At 71.0% G+C, this 20,590-nt stretch carries 19 protein-coding genes; 16 read left to right on the forward strand and 3 right to left on the reverse strand.

The window, feature by feature from the left end; genetic code table 11:
• The first annotated feature begins 4 nt into the window (after nt 1–4).
• Genes sucC through ACIHFD_RS13710 form a run of 6 tightly spaced genes read left to right on the forward strand, consistent with a single transcriptional unit; the run spans nt 5 to nt 6,922 of the window.
• A complete protein-coding gene (sucC, locus tag ACIHFD_RS13685) occupies nt 5–1,135 on the forward strand; it encodes an ADP-forming succinate--CoA ligase subunit beta (protein WP_397367108.1) in 1,131 nt (376 codons plus the stop codon).
• Nucleotides 1,135–2,022: a succinate--CoA ligase subunit alpha gene (sucD, locus tag ACIHFD_RS13690; protein ID WP_350725090.1), complete on the forward strand. Its 888-nt coding sequence runs from the start codon at nt 1,135–1,137 to the stop codon at nt 2,020–2,022. The genes sucC and sucD overlap by 1 nt, the downstream gene beginning before the upstream one ends.
• The gene (locus tag ACIHFD_RS13695; protein ID WP_397367109.1) at nt 2,019–2,783 is read left to right on the forward strand and encodes a hydroxypyruvate isomerase family protein; all 765 of its coding nucleotides are present in this window, start codon (nt 2,019–2,021) and stop codon (nt 2,781–2,783) included. The genes sucD and ACIHFD_RS13695 overlap by 4 nt, the downstream gene beginning before the upstream one ends.
• Nucleotides 2,780–3,640, forward strand: a complete 861-nt coding sequence (locus ACIHFD_RS13700; protein ID WP_397367110.1) for an NAD(P)-dependent oxidoreductase — start codon at nt 2,780–2,782, stop codon at nt 3,638–3,640. The genes ACIHFD_RS13695 and ACIHFD_RS13700 overlap by 4 nt, the downstream gene beginning before the upstream one ends.
• The gene (gene gcl / locus ACIHFD_RS13705) at nt 3,637–5,358 is read left to right on the forward strand and encodes a glyoxylate carboligase (protein WP_397367111.1); all 1,722 of its coding nucleotides are present in this window, start codon (nt 3,637–3,639) and stop codon (nt 5,356–5,358) included. The genes ACIHFD_RS13700 and gcl overlap by 4 nt, the downstream gene beginning before the upstream one ends.
• Before the next feature lie 10 nt (nt 5,359–5,368).
• On the forward strand, nt 5,369–6,922 hold the full coding sequence (locus ACIHFD_RS13710; protein WP_397367112.1) for an aldehyde dehydrogenase family protein: 1,554 nt from the start codon (nt 5,369–5,371) through the stop codon (nt 6,920–6,922).
• Here the strand turns inward: ACIHFD_RS13710 and ACIHFD_RS13715 are convergent.
• Nucleotides 6,919–7,269 (reverse strand): DUF6703 family protein, encoded by a 351-nt coding sequence (locus ACIHFD_RS13715; RefSeq protein ID WP_397367113.1) that lies wholly within the window; start codon nt 7,267–7,269, stop codon nt 6,919–6,921. The genes ACIHFD_RS13710 and ACIHFD_RS13715 overlap by 4 nt on opposite strands.
• A 91-nt stretch (nt 7,270–7,360) precedes the next feature.
• On the opposite strand from ACIHFD_RS13715, the gene ACIHFD_RS13720 reads away from it, so the two are divergent.
• The 3 genes from ACIHFD_RS13720 to ACIHFD_RS13730 all read left to right on the forward strand — a co-directional run bounded on the left by ACIHFD_RS13720 (nt 7,361) and on the right by ACIHFD_RS13730 (nt 12,584).
• On the forward strand, nt 7,361–7,648 hold the full coding sequence (locus tag ACIHFD_RS13720) for an antibiotic biosynthesis monooxygenase (RefSeq protein WP_192791193.1): 288 nt from the start codon (nt 7,361–7,363) through the stop codon (nt 7,646–7,648).
• 95 nt (nt 7,649–7,743) lie between these two features.
• Nucleotides 7,744–9,129 carry a glycine--tRNA ligase gene (locus ACIHFD_RS13725; protein ID WP_350725101.1) on the forward strand — a complete coding sequence of 462 codons (1,386 nt, stop codon included), beginning with the start codon at nt 7,744–7,746 and terminating at the stop codon, nt 9,127–9,129.
• 344 nt (nt 9,130–9,473) lie between these two features.
• Nucleotides 9,474–12,584, forward strand: a complete 3,111-nt coding sequence (locus ACIHFD_RS13730) for a M14 family zinc carboxypeptidase (RefSeq protein ID WP_397367114.1) — start codon at nt 9,474–9,476, stop codon at nt 12,582–12,584.
• A gap of 89 nt (nt 12,585–12,673) precedes the next feature.
• Here the strand turns inward: ACIHFD_RS13730 and ACIHFD_RS13735 are convergent, their stop codons facing one another.
• Nucleotides 12,674–13,006 carry a DUF4143 domain-containing protein gene (locus ACIHFD_RS13735; RefSeq protein WP_397367115.1) on the reverse strand — a complete coding sequence of 111 codons (333 nt, stop codon included), beginning with the start codon at nt 13,004–13,006 and terminating at the stop codon, nt 12,674–12,676.
• 397 nt (nt 13,007–13,403) lie between these two features.
• Between ACIHFD_RS13735 and ACIHFD_RS13740 the strand changes: the two genes are divergently transcribed.
• The 7 genes from ACIHFD_RS13740 to ACIHFD_RS13770 are packed head-to-tail and all read left to right on the forward strand — an operon-like array spanning nt 13,404 to nt 19,096.
• Complete coding sequence (locus ACIHFD_RS13740) at nt 13,404–13,550, forward strand: hypothetical protein (protein ID WP_350725105.1); 147 nt, start codon at nt 13,404–13,406, stop codon at nt 13,548–13,550.
• Nucleotides 13,547–14,542 carry a MoxR family ATPase gene (locus ACIHFD_RS13745; protein WP_350725106.1) on the forward strand — a complete coding sequence of 332 codons (996 nt, stop codon included), beginning with the start codon at nt 13,547–13,549 and terminating at the stop codon, nt 14,540–14,542. Before ACIHFD_RS13740 ends, ACIHFD_RS13745 begins: the two co-directional genes overlap by 4 nt.
• Nucleotides 14,539–15,471 (forward strand): DUF58 domain-containing protein, encoded by a 933-nt coding sequence (locus ACIHFD_RS13750; RefSeq protein ID WP_363967315.1) that lies wholly within the window; start codon nt 14,539–14,541, stop codon nt 15,469–15,471. The genes ACIHFD_RS13745 and ACIHFD_RS13750 overlap by 4 nt, the downstream gene beginning before the upstream one ends.
• The gene (locus ACIHFD_RS13755) at nt 15,468–16,412 is read left to right on the forward strand and encodes a VWA domain-containing protein (RefSeq protein ID WP_364239860.1); all 945 of its coding nucleotides are present in this window, start codon (nt 15,468–15,470) and stop codon (nt 16,410–16,412) included. The genes ACIHFD_RS13750 and ACIHFD_RS13755 overlap by 4 nt, the downstream gene beginning before the upstream one ends.
• Entirely contained in the window at nt 16,409–17,257 is an 849-nt protein-coding gene (locus ACIHFD_RS13760) for a S1C family serine protease (protein ID WP_397367116.1), read from the forward strand. The genes ACIHFD_RS13755 and ACIHFD_RS13760 overlap by 4 nt, the downstream gene beginning before the upstream one ends.
• A 10-nt stretch (nt 17,258–17,267) precedes the next feature.
• On the forward strand, nt 17,268–17,933 hold the full coding sequence (locus ACIHFD_RS13765) for a response regulator transcription factor (RefSeq protein WP_350725113.1): 666 nt from the start codon (nt 17,268–17,270) through the stop codon (nt 17,931–17,933).
• Entirely contained in the window at nt 17,930–19,096 is a 1,167-nt protein-coding gene (locus ACIHFD_RS13770) for an ATP-binding protein (protein ID WP_397367117.1), read from the forward strand. The genes ACIHFD_RS13765 and ACIHFD_RS13770 overlap by 4 nt, the downstream gene beginning before the upstream one ends.
• Here ACIHFD_RS13770 and ACIHFD_RS13775 read toward each other — a convergent pair.
• Nucleotides 19,093–20,517 (reverse strand): cytochrome bc complex cytochrome b subunit, encoded by a 1,425-nt coding sequence (locus ACIHFD_RS13775; RefSeq protein ID WP_397367119.1) that lies wholly within the window; start codon nt 20,515–20,517, stop codon nt 19,093–19,095. The two genes, ACIHFD_RS13770 and ACIHFD_RS13775, sit on opposite strands and share 4 nt — an antisense overlap.
• Nucleotides 20,518–20,590 lie beyond the last annotated feature (73 nt).

The raw sequence follows: 20,590 nt of genomic DNA on the forward strand, positions 1-20,590 counted from the left end.
TCGAATGGACCTGTACGAGTATCAGGCGAAGGAGCTCTTCGGGCGTCACGGGATCCCGGTCCCGGCCGGCAGGATCGCGGCCACCCCGGCGGAGGCCCGCGCGATAGCGGCCGAGCTGAACGCGCCCGTCGTCATCAAGGCCCAGGTGAAGACCGGCGGACGCGGCAAGGCGGGCGGGATCAGGACCGCGGCCGGGCCGGTCACCGCCGAGGCGGAGGCCGAGCACGTGATCGGGATGGACATCAAGGGGCACGTCGCGCGCAGCGTGCTGGTCGAGGCGGCGACCGTGCCGTTCGAGGAGTACTACGCGGCTTTCCTTGTCGACCGGGCTGAGGGCGGTTTCCTGGCGATGGTGTCCGGCCGGGGAGGCATGGAGATCGAGGAGCTGGCCGCCACCGACCCCGACGCCCTGGTGCGGCTGCCGGTGGACCCGGTGACGGGCGTGGACGCGGACGCCGCGCGCCTGCTGGCGGCCAAGGCGGGGCTGCCCGAGCAGGCGGCCGAAGTGCTGGAGAAGCTGTGGCGGGTCCTGGTCGCGGAGGACGCCCTGCTGGTCGAGGTGAACCCGCTGATCTGCACCACCGACCAGCGCATCGTGGCCCTCGACGGCAAGGTCACCCTGGACGGCAACTCCGCGTTCCGGCACGCCTGGGAGTACGGGGAGGCCACCGGCAGTTTGGAGGACCGCGCCCGGGCCAAGGGGCTGAACTACGTCAAGCTCGACGGCCGGGTGGGCGTGATCGGCAACGGCGCCGGGCTGGTCATGAGCACGCTCGACGTGGTCGCCGGGGCCGGGGCCGCCCCCGCGAACTTCCTGGACATCGGCGGAGGCGCGTCCGCCAAGATCATGGCCGACGGCCTGGAGATCATCCTGGCCGACCCCGACGTGCGCTCGGTGCTGGTCAACGTCTTCGGCGGCATCACCGCCTGCGACGCGGTGGCCAGCGGCATCGTCACCGCGCTCGAGCTCCTCGGCGAGCGCGGCCTGGCCAGGCCCATCGTCGTACGCCTGGACGGCAACAACGCCGAGGTGGGCCGGCGCATCCTGAGCGACGCCCGGCACCCGGCGGTCCGGCAGGTCTCCACCATGGACGGCGCCGCCGAGATGGCGGCCAGACTCGCGACAGGTGCGTGATGGCGATCTTTCTGACCAAGGACAGCCGGGTGCTCGTGCAGGGCATGACCGGCGCGGAGGGCACCAGGCACACGGCCCGCATGCTGGCCGCGGGCACCGACGTCGTGGCCGGGGTGACGCCCGGCAAGGGCGGCCGGTCCGTGGACTTCGGCGAGCGCTCGGTGCCCGTGTTCGGGTCCGTGGCCGAGGCGATGGGGGAGACCGGGGCCGACGTCTCCGTGGTGTTCGTGCCGCCGCGCTTCACCGGCCCGGCCGTGGAGGAGGCGGTCGAGGCCGGGATGCCCCTGTGCGTGGTGATCACCGAGGGCGTCCCCGTGCACGACGCGGTGCGCTTCCGCGCCCTCGCGCACGGCCGCACCAGGATCATCGGGCCCAACTGCCCGGGGCTCATCAGCCCGGGGCAGTCCTCGGCCGGGATCATCCCCGCCGACATCACCTCCGCCGGGCGCATCGGGCTGGTGTCGAAGTCGGGCACGCTGACGTACCAGCTCATGTACGAGCTGCGCGACCTCGGCTTCTCCACCGCCGTCGGCATCGGCGGCGACCCGGTCGTCGGGACCACCCACATCGACTGCCTCCAGGCGTTCCAGGACGATCCCGGCACGGACGCCATCGTCATGATCGGCGAGATCGGCGGCGACGCCGAGGAGCGGGCCGCCGCCTACATCGCCGCGAACGTCAGCAAGCCCGTGGTCGCCTACGTGGCCGGGTTCACCGCGCCGGAGGGCAAGACGATGGGGCACGCGGGCGCGATCGTGTCCGGCTCGTCCGGGACCGCCCAGGCCAAGAAGGAGGCGCTGGAGGCGGCCGGGGTCCGGGTCGGGCGCACCCCGTCGGAGACCGCCCGCCTCATGCGCTCAGCCCTGAGCCGGCGGGGTGCGGCGTGAGATTCGCCGTCAACCTGTCCATCCTCTTCACGGAGTTGCCGCTGCTGGAGCGGCCCGCGGCGGCGGCCAAGGCCGGGTTCGACGCGGTCGAGCTGTGGTGGCCGTTCGGCGTCCCCGACCCCGCGGGCGTCGAGGTGGCGGCGCTGCGGCAGGCGATCGAGGACGCCGGGGTGCGCCTGACCGGCCTCAACTTCGACGCGGGCGACATGGCCGCCGGCGAGCGCGGCCTGCTGGCCAGGCCGGACGGCTCCGCCCGGTTCCAGGCCAACATCGACGTGGCGGTCCGGCTGGCGGGCGAGCTCGGCTGCGGCGTGCTCAACGCCCTGTACGGCAACGATCCCGGCACCGACCGGGCCCTGGCCGTGGCGAACCTGCGCAGGGCGGCCGACGCGGCGGCCTCGATCGGCGCGACCGTGGTGGTCGAAGCCCTCAACTCCCACGAGAACCCGAAATATCCGATCACGTCGTCGCAGGCGGCGTTCGAGCTGATCGACAAGGTGGACCGGGAGAACGTGGCCTTCCTGGCCGACCTCTACCACCTGCACCGGATGGGCGAGGACGTGCTGGAGCTCATCGACCGGCACAGCGCCAGGTTCGGCCACGTGCAGATCGCCGACGACCCCGGCAGGGGACACCCCGGCAGCGGCCGCATGCCGTACGACGAGATCTTCGCCCGGCTGGCGGCGGCGGGCTACCGAGGCCACGTCGGCCTGGAGTACCGGCACCAGGGGCCGGGCGCGTTCGACTGGAGGCAGGCGTGAACATCGGGTTCGTCGGCTTGGGGATCATGGGCAGCCCGATGGCGGCCAACCTCCTCAAAGCCGGACATGTCGTGACCGGTTATGACATGAGCGCCGAGCGGGTCGAACAGCTCGTCGGCCTGGGTGGCAAGGGCGCCTCCGGCGTGGTCGACGCGGTCGGCGGCGCCGAGGTGGTGATCACGATGCTGCCCGACTCGCCGCAGGTGGAGGAGGTCGCGCCGCTGATCGTCGAGTACGGCCGCCCGAACCTGCTCTACATCGACATGAGCACCATCAAGCCCGAGACCTCCCGCTGGGTCGCCGGGCAGGCGGCGGCCGCCGGCGTACGGGCGGTGGACGCCCCCGTCAGCGGCGGCGAGCGCGGCGCGATCGACGGCACCCTGTCGATCATGGTGGGCGGGGCGGCCGAGGACGTCGAGGCGGCCCGGCCCGTCCTGGGCACCCTGGGCACGACCGTCGTGCACGTCGGCCCGGCCGGCGCGGGACAGACCGTCAAGGCGGCCAACCAGCTCGTCGTCGGCGGCATCTACGGGCTCGTGGCGGAGGCGATCGTGCTGCTCGAAGCCTCCGGCGTGGACCCCCTGGCGGGGCTGGACGTGCTCGCGGGCGGCCTGGCGGGCTCCAGGATCCTGGAGCTCAAGCGGCACACCATGGTCCGGCGGGAGTTCAACCCCGGCTTCCGGATCGACCTGCACCACAAGGACATGGGCATCGCCGTGGCCGCCGCCCGCGAGGCCGGGGTCAGCCTGCCGCTCACCGGGCAGGTCGCCCAGCTCGTGGCCGCGGCCAGGGCGCAGGGCCACGGCTCGCTCGACCACTCCGCCCTCCTCAAGGTCGTGGAAAGGCTCAACGGATGAAGAGGATTCCGTGCATGGAGGCCGTGGTGGCGGTGCTGGAGTCGGAGGGGGTGGACACCGTCTTCGGCATCCCGGGCGCGGCCATCCTGCCGCTCTACGCCGCGCTCCAGCACAGCTCGATCAGGCACGTCACCGTACGCCACGAGGAGGGCGGCACCCACGCGGCCGACGGCTGGTCCAGGGTGACCGGGAACGTCGGCGTCTGCATCGGCACCTCCGGCCCCGCCGGCACGAACATGATCACCGGCCTCTACACCGCCCTGGCCGACTCGATCCCCATGATCTGCGTCACCGGCCAGGCGGTCTCCTCCAAGCTGCACCAGGAGGCGTTCCAGGCGGTGGACATCGTGGAGATCGCCCGGCCGGTGACCAAGTGGGCGGTGCAGCTCAAGGAGCCGGCGCAGGCGCCGTGGGTGTTCAGGGAGGCGTTCAGGATCGCGCGGTCGGGGCGGCCCGGCCCGGTGCTCATCGACCTGCCGGTGGACGTGCAGCGCGGGACCTGCCTGTACGACCGGGAGCTGGACGCGCCGCTGCCCGTCGAGGAGCCCGCGCCGCTGCCCGGAGCCGTGCGCAAGGCCGTGGACCTGCTGGCCGAGGCCAGGCGGCCGATCATCCTGGCCGGCGGCGGCGTGATCATCGCGGACGCGTCCGACCAGCTGCGCGCGCTGGCCGAGCACCTCCAGGTGCCCGTGCAGGTGACGCTCATGGGCAAGGGCGCCTTCCCCGAGGACCACCCGCTGTTCGCGGGCATGGCGGGCATCCAGACCCAGACGCGGTGGGGCAACGCCGCCTTCCTGGAGAGCGACCTCGTGCTGGCCATCGGGGCCCGCTTCGGCGACCGGCACACCGGCGACCTCGACGTCTATCGCCGGGGCCGCACGTTCGTGCACGTGGACATCGAGCCCACGCAGATCGGCCGGGTCTTCGAGCCCGACCTGGGGATCGTCGGGCACGCCCGGCCGGTGCTCGGGGAGCTGCTGCACGAGGCGCGCCGCCGTGGCGGGCCGCGTCAGCCGGGCAAGTGGGTACGGAAGGTCGCAGACCTGCGCAGGACGATGGCCCGCCGCGACGACTTCGACGACGTGCCGATCAAGCCGCCCAGGGTGTTCAGGGAGATCAACGAGTATTTCGGCAGGGACACCACGTTCGTCACCGCCATCGGGCTCTACCAGATCTGGTCGGGCCAGTTCCAGACGACCTACCTGCCGCGCCGCTACCTGGTGTGCGGCCAGGCCGGGCCGCTGGGCTGGGAGGTGCCCGCGGCGATGGGCGTCAAGTGCGCGCATCCGGAGCGGCAGGTCGTGGCGGTGGTGGGCGACTACTCCTTCCAGTTCCTCATGGAGGAGGTGGCGGTGGCCGCCCAGTACCGGATCCCGTTCGTCATCGTCATGATCAACAACGAGTACCTGGGCCTCATCCGGCAGGCCGAGATCCCGTACGACATGAACTACGCCGTGGACCTGCACTACGGAGAAGGCGGCATCGACCATGTCAAGGCCATGGAGGCGTTCGGCTGCCCGGCGCGCCGGGTGGAGCTGCCGGGCGACATCCGGGACGCGCTGGCCTGGGCGACGGCGGAGTCGGCGCGGGAGCGGCTGCCGGTGCTGGTGGAGGTGATGGTCGAGCGCGAGGCCAACGCCGCCATGGGTCCCTCGCTGGAGGCGGTCAAGGAGTTCGAGCCGCTGCCCGAGCTCATCACCGCCGACTGGTCCGACTGAGGAGGAGCGCATGCGGATCAAGCCGGGTACGGCCTGGCGGGACGCCTACGAACGGTGCTGTTCGGCGGCCCCCGAGGCATTCCACGACGACCGGGTGCTCAACCACTGGGGCGGCATCTGGCACCGCGACGGGCGCCCCGTGCCCGGCTTCTCGCCGCTGGACGGCACCGCCATCGCGGGCCTGCCCCGGATCGACCGGGCGGGCGCGGGACGGGCGGTGGCGGGCGCGGTGGAGGAGCACCGGCGCTGGCGGCACCTGCCACTCGCCGAGCGCAAGGCGATGGTGTCGGCCGCCGTCGAGTCGATGGCCGCCCACCGCGACCTGCTGGCCCTGCTGCTGGTCTGGGAGATCGGCAAGCCGTGGAAGACGGCCTGCGCGGACGTGGACCGCTGCCTGGACGGCGTGCGCTGGTACGTGGCCGAGATCGACCGCATGGTCGCCGGCCGGATGCCGCTGCCCGGGCCCGTCAGCAACATCGCGAGCTGGAACTACCCGATGAGCGTGCTCATGCACGCCATGCTCGTGCAGGCGCTGGCCGGCAACGCGGTGATCGCCAAGACCCCCACGGACGGCGGCCTGTGCTGCCTGACGCTCGCCTGCGCGCTGGCGGTGCGCGAGGGGCTGCCGTTCACGCTGGTGAGCGGGGGAGGGGCGGAGCTGTCGCCGGTGCTGGCCGGCGGGCGGGCGCTGGGCAGCGTGTCGTTCGTGGGCGGCCGGGACGCGGGGGCCAAGGTGGCGACCTCGCTGGCCGACCTCGGGCGCCGGCACGTGCTGGAGCAGGAGGGGCTGAACTGCTGGGGCGTGTGGGAGTACGGCGACTGGGAGCTGCTCACGAGGCAGATCCGGGCGTCGTTCGACTACGGCAAGCAGCGGTGCACGGCCTATCCGCGGTTCGTGGTGCGGCGGTCGCTGTTCCACGAGTTCCTGGGGGCGTACCTGGCGGCGGTGGGGTCCCTGCGGTTCGGTCATCCGCTCGCGGTGGCCGATCCCGGCGATCCGCTGCCGGAGCTGGACTTCGGGCCGCTGATCAACGCCTCCAAGGCCAAGGAACTGGCCGATCAGGTGGACGAGGCGGTGGCCAGGGGCGGGGTGCCGGTGCACCGGGCGTCGCTCGACGCCGGACATTTCCTGCCGGGGCAGGATATTTCGGCGTATCTGGCGCCGACGGCGCTCCTCAACCCGCCCCGCTCCTCACCCCTCTTCCACGCCGAGCCGTTCGGGCCCGTGGACACCATCGTGCTGGTGGACACGGAGGCCGAGCTGCTGGCCGCCATGAACGCCAGCAACGGCGCCCTGGTGGCCACGCTGTCGTGCGACGAGGAGGAGACGTTCCACCGGCTGGCGCCGGAGGTGCGGGCGTTCAAGGTGGGGCACAACCGGCCGCGCTCGCGCGGCGACCGGGAGGAGCTGTTCGGCGGGCTCGGGGCGTCCTGGCGCGGCGCGTTCGTCGGCGGCGAGCTGCTGGTGCGGGCCTCCACCACGTCCTCCACCGCGTCCTCCATCGGGGGCCCGGACGGCGAGCGCCTGCCGGGCAACTTCCCGCACTACACCCTGTTGCCTTAGGGGGCGATGAGGCCGAAGCGGGTCGCCGCCAGGAGCACGAGGAAGGTCAGCATGGCGACCCGCATCACCTTTCCGCCGATCCCCAGCGACGGCCACGACAGGTACGCCAGCCAGCCGATGAAGGCGATCGCCGGCAGCACGGCCACGCCGCCCAGCGGGTTGGCCACGGCGAACCCGGCCAGCAGCAGGACCACCAGGACCGTCGGCGCCGTCCATCGGGGCACCTGCGTGAACAGGTAGGTCATCGGCACGGCGCTGCGCCGCTCGACGGCCTTGCGCAGGCCGGTCGCGCCCGGCGTGAAGAACTGCTCGCCCTCGGGAAGCGGGCGCTTGCTGTCTGGGGCCACACCCAGAGCCTACGGGAGACGGGCGCCGAGCGGGCGGGCCGCCTGACCGGGTCGGCGCATCAGACGGGCGTAACGCGTTTAATCTGGTCGGGTGCTCGCCGTGATCCGATACACCGTTCCAGAGTCCCAGTCCCAAGATTTCGTCAAGCAGGGCCACACCATCCTTGACACGTTCGCCGCCCAGCCGGGCTACCAGCGTGGCAGGCTGGCCCGTTCGGTCGATGAGCCCAACCTGTGGGCCCTGGTCACGGAGTGGGAGGGTGCCGGTTTCTACCGCAGAGCGCTCTCCGCCGCCCGGATGGTGATGTATCCACTGATGATTCTCATGGTCAACGAACCCAGTGCGTTCGAGGACGTTTACACGCAGGAAGGCGCTTAACGATTACTGGCGCGCGAGAGGGTCCGTGCGTCCCCTAAGCTGGGATCTCACCAATTTCACTCGCCGACCTCCAGCCGGAAAGAGAATCAACCAAAATGGCACGACGCACCGACGTCATGGACACCATCGTCAGCCTCGCCAAACGCCGCGGGCTCGTCTACCCGTCGAGCGAGATCTACGGCGGACTGCGCGCGTCGTGGGACTACGGTCCACTGGGTGTCGAGCTCAAGAACAACGTCAAGCGGCAGTGGTGGCTGTCGATGGTCCAGTCGCGCGACGACGTGGTGGGCCTCGACTCCAGCGTGGTGCTGGCCCCCGAGGTGTGGCGGGCCAGCGGTCACGTCGAGACCTTCACCGACCCGCTGACCGAGTGCCTCTCCTGCCACAAGCGCTTCCGCGCCGATCACCTGATCGAGGCGTACGAGGAGAAGAACGGCAAGGAGCCCGAGGGCGGCCTGGCCGACATCACCTGCCCCAACTGCGGCAACAAGGGCACCTTCACCGAGCCCAGGCAGTTCAGCGGACTGCTCAAGACCTACCTCGGCCCGGTCGAGGACGAGTCGGGCCTGGCCTACCTGCGCCCCGAGACCGCGCAGGGCATCTTCATCAACTACCTCAACGTGCAGCAGTCGGCGCGCAAGAAGATCCCGTTCGGCATCGGCCAGATCGGCAAGTCGTTCCGCAACGAGATCACGCCGGGCAACTTCATCTTCCGCACCCGCGAGTTCGAGCAGATGGAGATGGAGTTCTTCGTCAAGCCGGGCACGGACGAGGAGTGGCACCAGTTCTGGATCGACGAGCGCTACCGCTGGTACTCCGACCTGGGCATCAACAAGGACAACCTGCGCCTTTACGAGCACCCGAAGGAGAAGCTGTCCCACTACTCCAAGCGCACCGTCGACATCGAGTACCGCTTCAACTTCACCGGCTCCGAGTGGGGTGAGCTCGAAGGCGTCGCCAACCGCACCGACTTCGACCTGACCGCCCACTCCAAGGCGTCGGGCACCGACCTGAGCTTCTTCGAGCAGGACACGGGGGAGCGCTACGTCCCCTACGTCATCGAGCCCGCGGCCGGTGTCGACCGCGCCACGCTGACGTTCCTGCTCGACGCCTACAGCGAGGACGAGGCCCCCAACGCCAAGGGCGTCATGGAGAAGCGCACGGTCATGCGGCTCGACCACCGGCTCGCGCCGGTCAAGGCCGCGGTGCTGCCGCTCTCGCGCAACGCCGACCTGTCGCCGAAGGCCCGGGACCTGGCCGCGCAGCTGCGCCGCCGGTGGAACGTCGAGTTCGACGACGCGGGCGCCATCGGCCGCCGCTACCGGCGCCAGGACGAGATCGGCACGCCGTTCTGCATCACGGTCGACTTCGACACGCTCGAGGACCACGCGGTGACCATCCGCGAGCGCGACTCGATGGCCCAGGAGCGCATCTCCATCGACGGCGTCGAGTCCTACCTGCGCCAGCACCTGAACGATTAATTTCGTCCAGCGCTCGTCTCACGGGCCGCCCGCCGTTCTTACGGCGGGCGGCCCGTTGCGCGTTTCACCACCACGGTCTTTTACGGCTGCGCACGGTGGGCCCCACCCGCCGCACCGGGCCGAGGGCCCTCCAGGGTGACGCTTCTCCGCCTCCCCGCCGCGCCACCGTGACGCGCGCAAGCTTGACCGGCGGATGGGGCCTCCCTACGAATCCGGACGTGCCCTGGATTACATAGTTCGAAATTTGACCACATGTGGCCGTCTTGATTGACAAGCCCCCTGGCAGACACGGACATTGCGGGCATCCCTAGCAGCCATTCGGGGGCGGATTTCTCGGAGGCGCGATGAAGCGCGCGTTAATCATGTTCGCCGGCACCCTCCTGTTACTCGGCTCGTTCACCATCCCGCCCGCGTCGGCGGTGCCCAAGCCCGCTCCGGGCCCCGACGGCGTGTTCGTCTACACCGGCGAGCTCACCGCGGACCAGGTGGCCAAGCTCGTCGCGGCCGGCGTGGACCGCGAGGAGATGCGGATCGTCAAGCGGGCGAACGGCAAGGTCACCATCGAGGTGATCCTCGCCGCCGCGCTGGCCGGCACGCTCGCCAAGCAGGGCGTCACCCTGAAGGCCCAGACCGCCGACAAGGCGCGGCTGGCGCAGAAGGGCGACGGGGTGTTCAAGAGATACGCGGGTACCGGAGGCATCCGCGAGGAGATCATCGCCGCGGCCGACGCCAAGCCCGGCATCGCCAAGGTCGTCAACCTCGGCAACAGCCTCAACGGCACGCCGATCACCGCGATCAAGGTGACCAAGGACGCCCGCAAGCTCGCCGACGGCAAGCGCCCGGCCATGCTGTACATGGCCGCCCAGCACGCCCGCGAGTGGATCACACCCGAGATGGTGCGGCGGCTGCTGCACCACTTCCTCGACGGCTACGGCGGCAACGCCGAGCTCACCAAGCTCGTGAACACCACCGAGCTGTGGTTCATGCCGGTGGCCAACCCCGACGGCTACGACTACACCTTCACCCCCGACAACCGGCTGTGGCGCAAGAACCTGCGGGACAACGACGGCGACGGCCAACTCACCAGCGCCGACGGCGTCGACCCCAACCGCAACTTCGCCTACAAGTGGGGCTACGACAACGAGGGCTCGTCCAACGTCTTCTCCAGCCAGACCTACCGCGGCAAGTCGCCGCAGTCGGAGCCGGAGACCGTGGCGCTGGACAACCTGACCAAGCGGGTGCACTTCACGTACCTGCTGAACTACCACTCGGCGGCCATGCTGCTGCTGTACGGAATCGGCTGGCAGCAGGCCACGCCGTCGCCCGACGACCTGATCTTCGAGGCCATGCTCGGCGACGACGCCCACCCGGCCGTGCCCGGCTACGACCCCGACATCGGCGCCGAGCTCTACACCACCAACGGCGAGACCGACGGGCACATGACCAACCTGCGGAAGGTCATGTCGATCACGCCGGAGATGTCCACCTGCGAGGACGCGGTCGAGCGGAACCCGAACGACGAGTGGACGCTCGACGACTGCGCCGGCGGGCTGGGCTTCACCTTCCCCGACAGCGAGGCGCTGATCCAGGACGAGTTCCTCAAGAACGTCCCGCTGGCGCTGGCCGCGGCCAAGACCGTGCACACGCCGGACACCCCGGTCTCCGTGGTCGGGCGCACGGTGCCCGACTTCGCGCCGGACTCCTTCAGCGTCTCGTACGGCGACCCGCAGCCGGTGGCGGTCACCGCCCGCAGGTCGCTGCTGGGCAAGGTGCTGCGCTTCCGCGTCAACGGCGGCCCGGCGCAGACCAGGCCGCTGTCGGAATGGCAGGGCGGCAAGCGGTACGGCGACGAGAACGACCTGTTCTTCGCCGAGTACCGCGGCACCGTGAGCGGCGCGAAACCGGGCGACAAGGTCGAGGTCTGGTTCCAGGGCTTCAAGCAGGGCACCGGGCTCGTCTCCAGCTCGCACTTCACCTACACCCTGGCCAAGGACTCCGCGGCCAAGGTCCTGATCGTCGCCAACGAGGACTACACCGGCTTCAACCCGGACTACCCGCCCGCGGTGACGGCGCCCAAGCACACCACGACGTACAAGAAGGCCCTCCAGGCCGCCGGGTACGCCTCCGAGACCTGGGATGTGGACGCGCAGGGCGTGCCGGACCACCTGGGCGTGCTGTCGCACTTCAAGGGCGTCGTGTGGGAGCTGGGCGACAACCGGCTGTCGATGGACCAGCAGGACCTGGTCACCGTGACCCCGCTCGGCGACCTGCCCGACGCGGACGTCAAGCGGTCGCAGCAGGACCTGACCGTCTCCATCCGCGACTACCTCAACGAAGGGGGCAAGCTCCTCTACACCGGCGAGACGGCCGCGTACTACGGCATTCTCGACACGATCGTCGGAGGCATCTACTACGGCATCGACGGCGACCCGGACGGCGACTGCGTGGTCACCACGATCCAGGGCCTGTTCGACGAGTGCCTGCTGCTGGCCGACGACTTCACCCAGTACTACATGGGCGTCGGCGGGCGCATCGCGCGCAACTCCCCGACCGGCTTCGCCGGCAAGGGCCCGCTGGCCGGGACGGGCGGCACGTTCGGCGGTCCGGCCACGGTGGACAACCCGCTGGACGAGGCGGGGGTGCTGCAGCCCATGGGCACGGACCTGCCGAGGTTCACGGGGACTCCGGCGGCCGGCTACACGCTCGGCGCGGGTGGTCCGTTCGATCCGATCGAGGGCCAGTGGTACGTCAGGGGGCCGCACGCGGACGACTCGTACATGCGGCTGACCAGGACGGTCAACCTGGGAACCGTGACGGCGGCGCAGCAGCCGAGGCTGGGCTTCCAGCTGTCCTTCGACACCGAGCCCGGCTATGACAACGTCATCGTCGAGGCCCACACGGTCGGCCAGGACAACTGGACCACGCTGCCCGACCTCAACGGCGGCACCGACAGCGCCGTGCCGTCGGAGTGCGAGGCCGGCTTCTACCTGGGCGAGCACCCGTGGCTGGGGCACTACCTGACCGGCGGCAACCCCTGCACGGCCAGCGGCACCAGCGGCTCCTGGAACCGGTTCACCGGTGACTCCGGCGGCTGGAAGCAGGTCGCCTTCGACCTGTCCGCCTACGCGGGCCAGCAGGTCGAGGTGTCGATCAGCTACGTGACCGACCCGAGCACGGGCGGCGTGGGCGTGTTCGTGGACGACACGCGGGTCACCACCACCGGCGGCACCCTCGACTCCGAGGGCTTCGAGACCGGCCTCGGCCCCTGGGCCATGCCCGGTCCGCCGGCGGGCAGCCCCACCGGCGGCGGCGACTTCGCCCGCGCGCAGGCGGACACCACGGCCGCCGTCTCCACCAAGGACACGGTGCTGCTGGGGTTCGGGCTGGAGCAGCTCGCCAACGACAACGAGCGGAACGCGACGATCAAGAAGGTGATGAAGTACCTGATCGGCTGATCCCCGCCTGACGGACGGCCGCTTCCGCCAGGGGCGGCCGTTCTTCGGGTCAATGGAGTGTCAGCACGCCCGATGGCGGATCCGCGTTCCTACCATGAGGTCGGGAGCGGGGTCCACAGCCGGTCGGCGGGCATCACGAAGAGCCTGTCGTCGTGCCTGAAGGACTGCTGACCGAGATTGAGCAGGACTCCGCCCACGAAGGTGCTGCCGAGCCGGTCTCTGAGCAGACGGAGGCCACGGAAGTCGGCTTCCTCGATCGAGGATTTGGCCTTGACCTCGACACCGATGACCTCGCCTTCGCCCGACTCGATGACCAGGTCCACCTCTCGCTGATCACGAGTGCGGAAGTGGATGAAGTCGACTACGGATTCGGCCCAACCCGCTTGCTTGATCAACTCGTTGACCACGAACGTCTCGACCACCTTGCCGAACTCGGTCAGCGTCGCGGGGTCACGCTCACCTTAGGCGGTAATTGTCCCGACGTTTATGTCAGAACTGTCCCCTCCCCTGGCTTCTCGGGTGGTCCGCCGGCCGGCCAGGGTGCGGAGACGATGTTAGGATCCCTCGCTCCGGGCGGGCTCCAGACGGCCCACCCGGTAACCGGGCAACGGGCGGGCTTGGCGAGCGGAGCGAGCGGGGGTTTGGCGGGGTCGAAGGGGCGGAGCCCCTGGGCGGCAGGGCCCGAGGCGCTCGCACGGCGCGTAGCGCCTCCTGATGCGAGGACGATGCTTTTCGCCCCGGGGGCTCGTGGGCGACCGAAAGATCATGTAAAGACGGGGGTTACGCGGGTTTTCGCGGTCGCTTGATGACATGCGTCCTATGCGTACATCACGTTTCGCTCTTGTGCTGCTGGCCGCGGGCGCCGTGCTCATGACGGGAAGCGCCGCGTTCGCCGATCCCGATCCGTCCGCGCTGGAGCTGCGGGTGGTCGTGGACGACTGCTACCACTCGGTGGTTCAGCCATGACGGACCCCGCGCTGCTCGAACGGGCGTTGTTCGAGGTCAAGCGGGTGATCGTGGGTCAGGACCGCATGGTCGAGCGGCTGCTCGTGGCGGTGCTCGCCAAGGGCCACTGCCTGCTGGAAGGCGTGCCCGGCATCGCCAAGACGCTGGCCGCCGAGACCATGGCCACCGTGGTCGGCGGCACGTTCGCCCGCATCCAGTTCACGCCCGACCTGGTGCCCGCCGACATCGTCGGGACCAGGATCTACCGGCCGTCGACCGAGACCTTCGACATCGAGCTCGGCCCGGTCATGGTCAACCTGCTGCTCGCCGACGAGATCAACCGGGCCCCCGCGAAGGTGCAGTCGGCGCTGCTGGAGATCATGGCCGAGCGGCAGGTCAGCATCGGCGGGGTCTCGCACGAGGTGCCGAGGCCGTTCCTGGTGCTGGCCACCCAGAACCCGATCGAGTCCGAGGGCGTCTACCACCTGCCCGAGGCGCAGCGGGACCGCTTCCTCATGAAGATCGACGTGGACTATCCCAGCGAGTCGGAGGAGCTGGCGATCGTCTACCGCATGAGCGTGGACCCGCCCGTCCCGCACGCCGTGCTGGACCCCGCTCAGGTCGTCGCACTCCAGCGGCGGGCCGAGGAGGTCTTCGTACACCACGCCGTGGCCGAGTACGCCGTCCGCCTCGTCTACGCCACCCGCGATCCCGACCGGTTCGGGGTGGAGGACGTGCGCCGGCTGCTGGCGTTCGGGGCGAGCCCCAGGGCCACGCTCGGCCTGCTGGCGGCCGGGCGGGCACTGGCCCTGATGCGGGGGCGCGACTACGTGCTGCCGGAGGACGTGCGTGACCTGGCGCACGACGTCATGGCGCACCGGCTCGTGCTCTCCTTCGACGCGCTGGCCGACGGGGTGGTGCCCAGGCAGATCGTGGACCGGGTGCTGGCGGCCGTTCCGCTGCCCGTCATCGCCCCCCAGCAGCAGTCACAGCTGAACGAAGCCGTGGCATGAGGCCGTACCTGATGGCCGAGCCCGCGCTCCGCCGGCTCGAGCTGACGATCACCAGGAGACTGGATGGACTGCTGCAGGGGGAGCATCTGGGACTGGTCCCGGGGCCGGGGAGCGAGCCGGCGGAGACCCGGCCGTACCAGGCGGGCGACGACGTGCGGCGGATGGACTGGAACGTCACCGCCCGCACCAACGAGCCCCATGTCCGGGACCTGGTCGCCGACCGCGAGCTGGAGATCTGGGCGCTGCTCGACGCCACCGCCAGCATGGACTTCGGCACCGCGGCCATGGAGAAGCGGGAGCTGGCCGTGTCGGCGCTGGCGGCGGTCGGCTTCCTCACCCAGCGGACCGGCAACCGGATCGGCACCCACCTGCTGCACGGCGGCGGCGTCAGGACGCTGCCCGCCCGGACCGGCCGGCCGCACCTGATGGCGCTGCTGCAGGCGGCGTTCGCGCTGCCCCGAACCCCGCCCGGGGTGGCCGAGCCGCTGCTGGGCGTGGCCGCCGACCAGCTCGGCCGGGTGGTACGGCGCCGCGGCCTGGTCGTGGTCGTGTCGGACTTCCTCGACGCGCCCGAGACCTGGGAGCTGCCGCTGCGCAAGCTCACCGCCAGGCACCAGGTGCTGGCCGTGGAGGTGCTCGACCCGCGCGAGCTGACGCTGCCCGACGTCGGGATCCTGACGCTGGTCGACCCGGAGACGGGGCGGCGGCGCGAGGTCGCCACGGGGAGCGCGCGGCTGCGCCGCAGGTACGCGGAGGCGGCGGCGGAGCAGCGGGACGCCGTCGCGCAGGCGCTGCGCCGGGCCGGGGCGACCCATCTGCGGTTGCGCACGGACCGGGACTGGGTGCGCGACCTGGTCCGGCACGTCATGAGGCAGCGCCGCCTGGCCGTTCTGGCGCGCCCCGCCGGGGGAGGAGGTGATGCGGCGTGACGCTGATCGCGCCCCTGTGGTTGCTGCTGCTCGTCCCCGTGGCCGCGCTGGCCCTGGCGTACGTGGTCATGGCCTTGCGGAGCAGGACCGCGTACGCCGTCAGGTTCACCAACCTCGACCTGCTCGACAAGGTCGCCCCGAGGCGGCCGGGCTGGCGCAGGCACGTTCCGGCGGCGGCGCTGCTGCTGATGTTCGCGCTGCTCGTGATCGGTTTCGCCCGGCCGACGGCCGAGGTGCGGGTGCCGAGGGAGCGGGCGACGATCATGGTGGCGTTCGACGTGTCGGCGTCCATGAGCGCCACCGATGTGCGGCCCAACCGGTTCGAGGCGGCCAAGCAGGCGGCCAGGCAGTTCGTGGCGGGCCTGCCCGAGCGGTTCAACCTGGGCCTGGTGTCGTTCTCCTCGTCGGCGTCCGTCGCCGTGCCGCCGACCACGGACCGGCAGGCGGTGTTGAGCGCGCTCGACCGGCTCAGCACCGCCTCGGGCACCGCCATCGGCGAGGCGGTCTACTCCTCGCTGGATGCCATCGCCGCGCTCGACTCGCAGGAGGAGAGGCCGCCCGCGCACATCGTGCTGCTGTCCGACGGCTCCAACACCACGGGCCGCACGGTCGGTGACGCGGCCGCGGCGGCCTCCGGGAGGGGCGTGCCGGTCACGACCATCGCGTACGGCACGGCGGACGGCACGATCGACATCTCGGGACGCGAGATCCCGGTGCCCGTGGACGCCCCGGCGCTGCGCGGGCTGGCCGAGGCGGCCGGCGGCGGCTTCTACGAGGCGGCCAGCGGCGACGAGCTGCAGGCGGTCTACGAGGACATCGGCACGTCGGTCGGCTACCGGACCGAGCGGCAGGAGGTATGGATGTGGTTCGTGGCGGCGGGGATGGCCTTCGCGCTGATCGCGGCGGTGACGTCGATGTTGTGGTTCTCGAGGCTGCCATGAGAGGTCTGGGCAGCCCGCGCGGGCCGGAGTTCGTCACCCCGACCGTCGTGGCCACCGTGCCGCAGGATCCACCGCAGAAGGGGGCGCCGCCCAAGGGACGTCTGCTGGTGGCCGCCGCGCTCGTCGCGGCGCTCACCGGGGCGGCGGCGGGCATCGCTGGGGGTGCGGCGGGGGCGCGGCTCTCCGAAGGGTCCGAGACGGCCCCCGCCGCCGCCCTCCCCAGGGTGGCGCCCGCGCCGTCGGCCGGCCTCAGCGGGCTGAGTGCGACGGCGGCCCGGGTCCTGCCCAGCGTGGTCTCGGTGGAGACGGGCGGCGGGGGCGGCTCGGGGTTCGTGGTGGACGGCCGCGGCCACATCCTCACCAACGCGCACGTGATCAGGGGCAGCGACCGGGCGACCGTCGTGCTGAACGACGGCCGCCGGATCAGCGCCCGCGTGATCGGCGAGGACGACGACGAGGACCTGGCCGTGCTGGAGGTGGACTATCCCCGGGAACTCACGCCCGCCACCCTCGGCAGGTCCGGAGATCTGGCCGTCGGCGACCAGGTGCTCGCGATCGGCTCCCCGCTGGGCCTGTCGGGCACGGTCACCGCCGGCATCGTGAGCGCTCTGGACCGGGAGGTACGGTTGGGCTCGGCCCGGGCGGCGGCGCTGCGTACGGCCGTGCAGACGGACGCGTCCATCAACCCCGGCAACTCGGGCGGCCCGCTGGTCAACGCCCGGGGCGAGGTCGTTGGGGTGAACACGGCGATCGCGTCCGGGCGGGGTGGCGGCAATATCGGCATCGGGTTCGCCATCCCCATCGACCGGGCGGCGCCGATCGCGGAACGAATCATCCGAAACTAGGGTGCGGGGCATGCGACTGCTTGTGGTGGAAGACGAGGAGGACCTGGTCGACGCGTTGCGCGTCGGCCTCGTCCGTGCGGGATACGCGGTGGACGTCGCCTACGACGCGCCTTCCGCGCATGAGAAGTTGCAGGTGAACTCGTACGACCTGGTCCTGCTCGACCTCAACCTGCCCGGCGGGGACGGGTTCCAGCTGTGCCGCAGCGTGCGCGCGGCCGGGCAGGGCGCGCGGATCATCATGGTGACCGCCCGCGACCGCCTGGACGACCGGGTGCGCGGGCTCGACGAGGGGGCCGACGACTACCTGGTCAAGCCGTTCGCGTTCCCCGAGCTGCTGGCGCGGGTGCGGGCCCTGCTGCGCAGGGACTCCGGCGCCGGCACGTCGGTGCTGGAGGTGGGCGGGCTGCGGATCGACACCGCCAGGCTGGAGGTGTCGCTGCACGGCAGGTCGCTGGCGCTCACCCCCAAGGAGTACGGGGTGCTGCACTACCTCATGCGCCGCCCCGGATACGTGGTCTCCTCCGAGGAACTGCTGGAACACGTCTGGGACGAGCACGCCGACCCGTTCACCAGCACCGTGCGCGTCACGGTCGGCAACCTGCGCCGCAAGCTGCAGGAAGAGGGCCTGATCGAGACCGTGATCAGCCGGGGCTACCGGCTCAAGGAACCGGCGTGATCCACACCATCCGCTTCCGGCTCACGGTCCTCTACTCGGGACTGCTCTTCGTGCTGGCCGCGCTCGTGCTCGGCGGCACCTACTTCGCCGTCTCCAAGACCACCGACCAGCGCCCGATCACGACGGAGTTCGCCAAGACCTACAGCGGCACCACCTTCCTCGGCAAGCGCGAGGTGGTCTTCGTCGAGGAGGTCGAGAACGCGGTCAACGTCCGGACGATGGCCACGCTGCGCGACTATTCGCTGATCACGCTGGCCGGCCTCTACGTCGCCAGCCTGGGCATCGGCTGGGTGCTGGCGGGCCGCGTGCTGCGGCCGGTCAGGTCGATCACGCGTACGACGGAGGAGATCCAGGCCACCGACCTCAAGCGGCGCATCAAGCTGAACGGGCCGCGCGACGAGCTCAAGGACCTGGCCGACACCATCGACACCATGCTGGACCGGCTGGAGGAGGCGTTCAGTGCGCAGCGCCAGCTCATCGACGACGCCTCCCACGAGCTGCGCAGCCCGCTGACGATCATCCGGGCGAACGTGGACGCCGTGCTCGCCGCCCCCGAGGCCAGCGACGAGGAGCGGGCCAGGGCCGTGGCCATCGTGGACCGCGCCACCACCCGCATGACCAGGCTCGTCGAGGACCTGCTGGCCAGCGCCAGGCGGCAGGGCGGCGCGTTCGCCGACGCCGATCTCGACCTGGCCAGGATGGTGGGCGAGGCGTGCGAGGAGTACGCGGCCCCGGCCGCCGCCCGCGACCTGACGCTCACCCGGGAGCTGGGATCGGGCCTGGAGGCGACCGGCGACGCCGATGCGCTGCGCCGCGCCGTGGCGAACCTGCTCTCCAACGCCGTGCGCCTCTCGCCGCCCGGCGGGGCGATCCGGGTCGCGGCGGGCAGGTCCGAGGGCTGGCTGTGGGTGGCGGTCCGCGACGACGGCCCCGGGATCGAGGCGGCCGACCAGGCGCGGGTGTTCGACCGGTTCTGGCGCGGCGAGTCCAGCCGCCGCGACCGCCACACGGGCCTCGGCCTGGCCATCGTCCGCCAGATCGTGGAGTCGCACGGCGGGCGGGTGGCGGTGTTCTCGCGGCTGGGGGAGGGGGCCACGTTCGTGCTCTGGCTGCCGCCGCGGGACGGTGTCCCCGGCGCGCCGCCCGATCACAACCCTCTCTAGCCGGCGCGCCTGCGGCAGACCGCCCGGGTGACCAGGAACGCCAGCACCGGCACCACGAACACGGCCACCCGCAGCCCGAGCACGATCATCGCGTAGGTGTCGTGCGGGACCGTGAGCAGCGCGTGCGGGGCTTGGGGCGGCTGCGGGAAGCCCGGCGCGGAGTGCATCGGCGGTGCCGCCTCCGAGAACCACGTGCCCGCCCACAACACGATGAAGAACGCGATGACCGCGATGCCCAGCGCCGTGCGCACCGGGGCCTGCGAGGGCCGGTCGAGCAGGTGGTGGTGGTCGCCGTCGCCGGTGAAGCGCCGCTCGAGGAACGGATAGAGCAGCAGGATCCCGAAGAAGACCGTCAGGATCAGCGGCGGGATCCAGAGCCCGGGCTGCAGGACGTACCCGCCGACCGTGATCTCCCACGGCGGGACGAGCCGCTGCGCGCCGTCCAGCACCCCGAAGTACCAGAACGGCTGCGCCGACGGGACGTGACCGCCCGCGCTGTACGCGCCGTGCTCCCACACCGGGTTGACCCGGACGAACGTGGCCAGCGCCGCGATGGCCCCCATCGTGAACAGCGCCGTCGCGCCGTTCTTGACCGCGAAGTAGGGGAAGAACGGGCCGCCGGTGACCTGACCTTCTGAGACCGCCGTGGCCTTGCGTTCGTGTTCATGGTCGCGACCGCTTCGCTCCTCGTTGGCTCGTTCCTCGCTCTCTCGTCGCGAGCTCCTTCGCTCGGTGTGCTTCTGCCGCCAGGTCAGGATCAGCGCGTGCAGCGGCACCACCGCCATCAGGATCCCCGGCACCAGCAACACGTGCGTGACGAAGACGCGCGGCAGGACCTGCCCGGGGAACTCGCCGTCGAAGGCGAACGCCGACAGGTACGTCCCCACCACCGGGATCGACAGCAGCAGCCCCTGAGCCTGCCGCAGCCCGGCCATCGCGAGCTGGTCACCGGGCAGCGAGACGCCCAGGAACGACTCGAACAGCACCAGCCCGAACAGCACCACCCCGAGCATCCACGTCAGCTCACGCGGCCGCCGGAACGCGCCGGTGAAGAAGACGCGGCACAGGTGGGCCACGATCGCCAGCACGAACACCGTCGCCGACCAGTGGTGGAGCTGCCGCATCAGCAGCCCGCCCCGCACGTCCAGGCTGATCTCCGTCGCGGACGCGAAGGCCACGTCGGGGTTGGGCTTGTAGAACAGCGTGAGGAACGTGCCCGTCAGCACCAGCAGCGCGAACGAGTAGAGCGCCAGCTCGCCCAGCAGGAACGACCAGTGGCTCGGGAACAGCTTGCGCAGCTGGGGGCGGAGCCAGCGGGCGAAGGGCAGGCGATCATCGAGGTAGATCGCCGAATCGACGGCCGTTTTTGCGGTTCCCGCGATGATACGGGCGCGTCGCTTGGGCTTGGTAGGAGTGGCCATGGGGGCCTCCTGGTGGGGGTGTGATCCGATTCTGCACCCATGCGCCACCTTTCTCAAGAATTGGTGTAAACCA

The organism is Nonomuraea sp. NPDC051941, assembly GCF_044593615.1.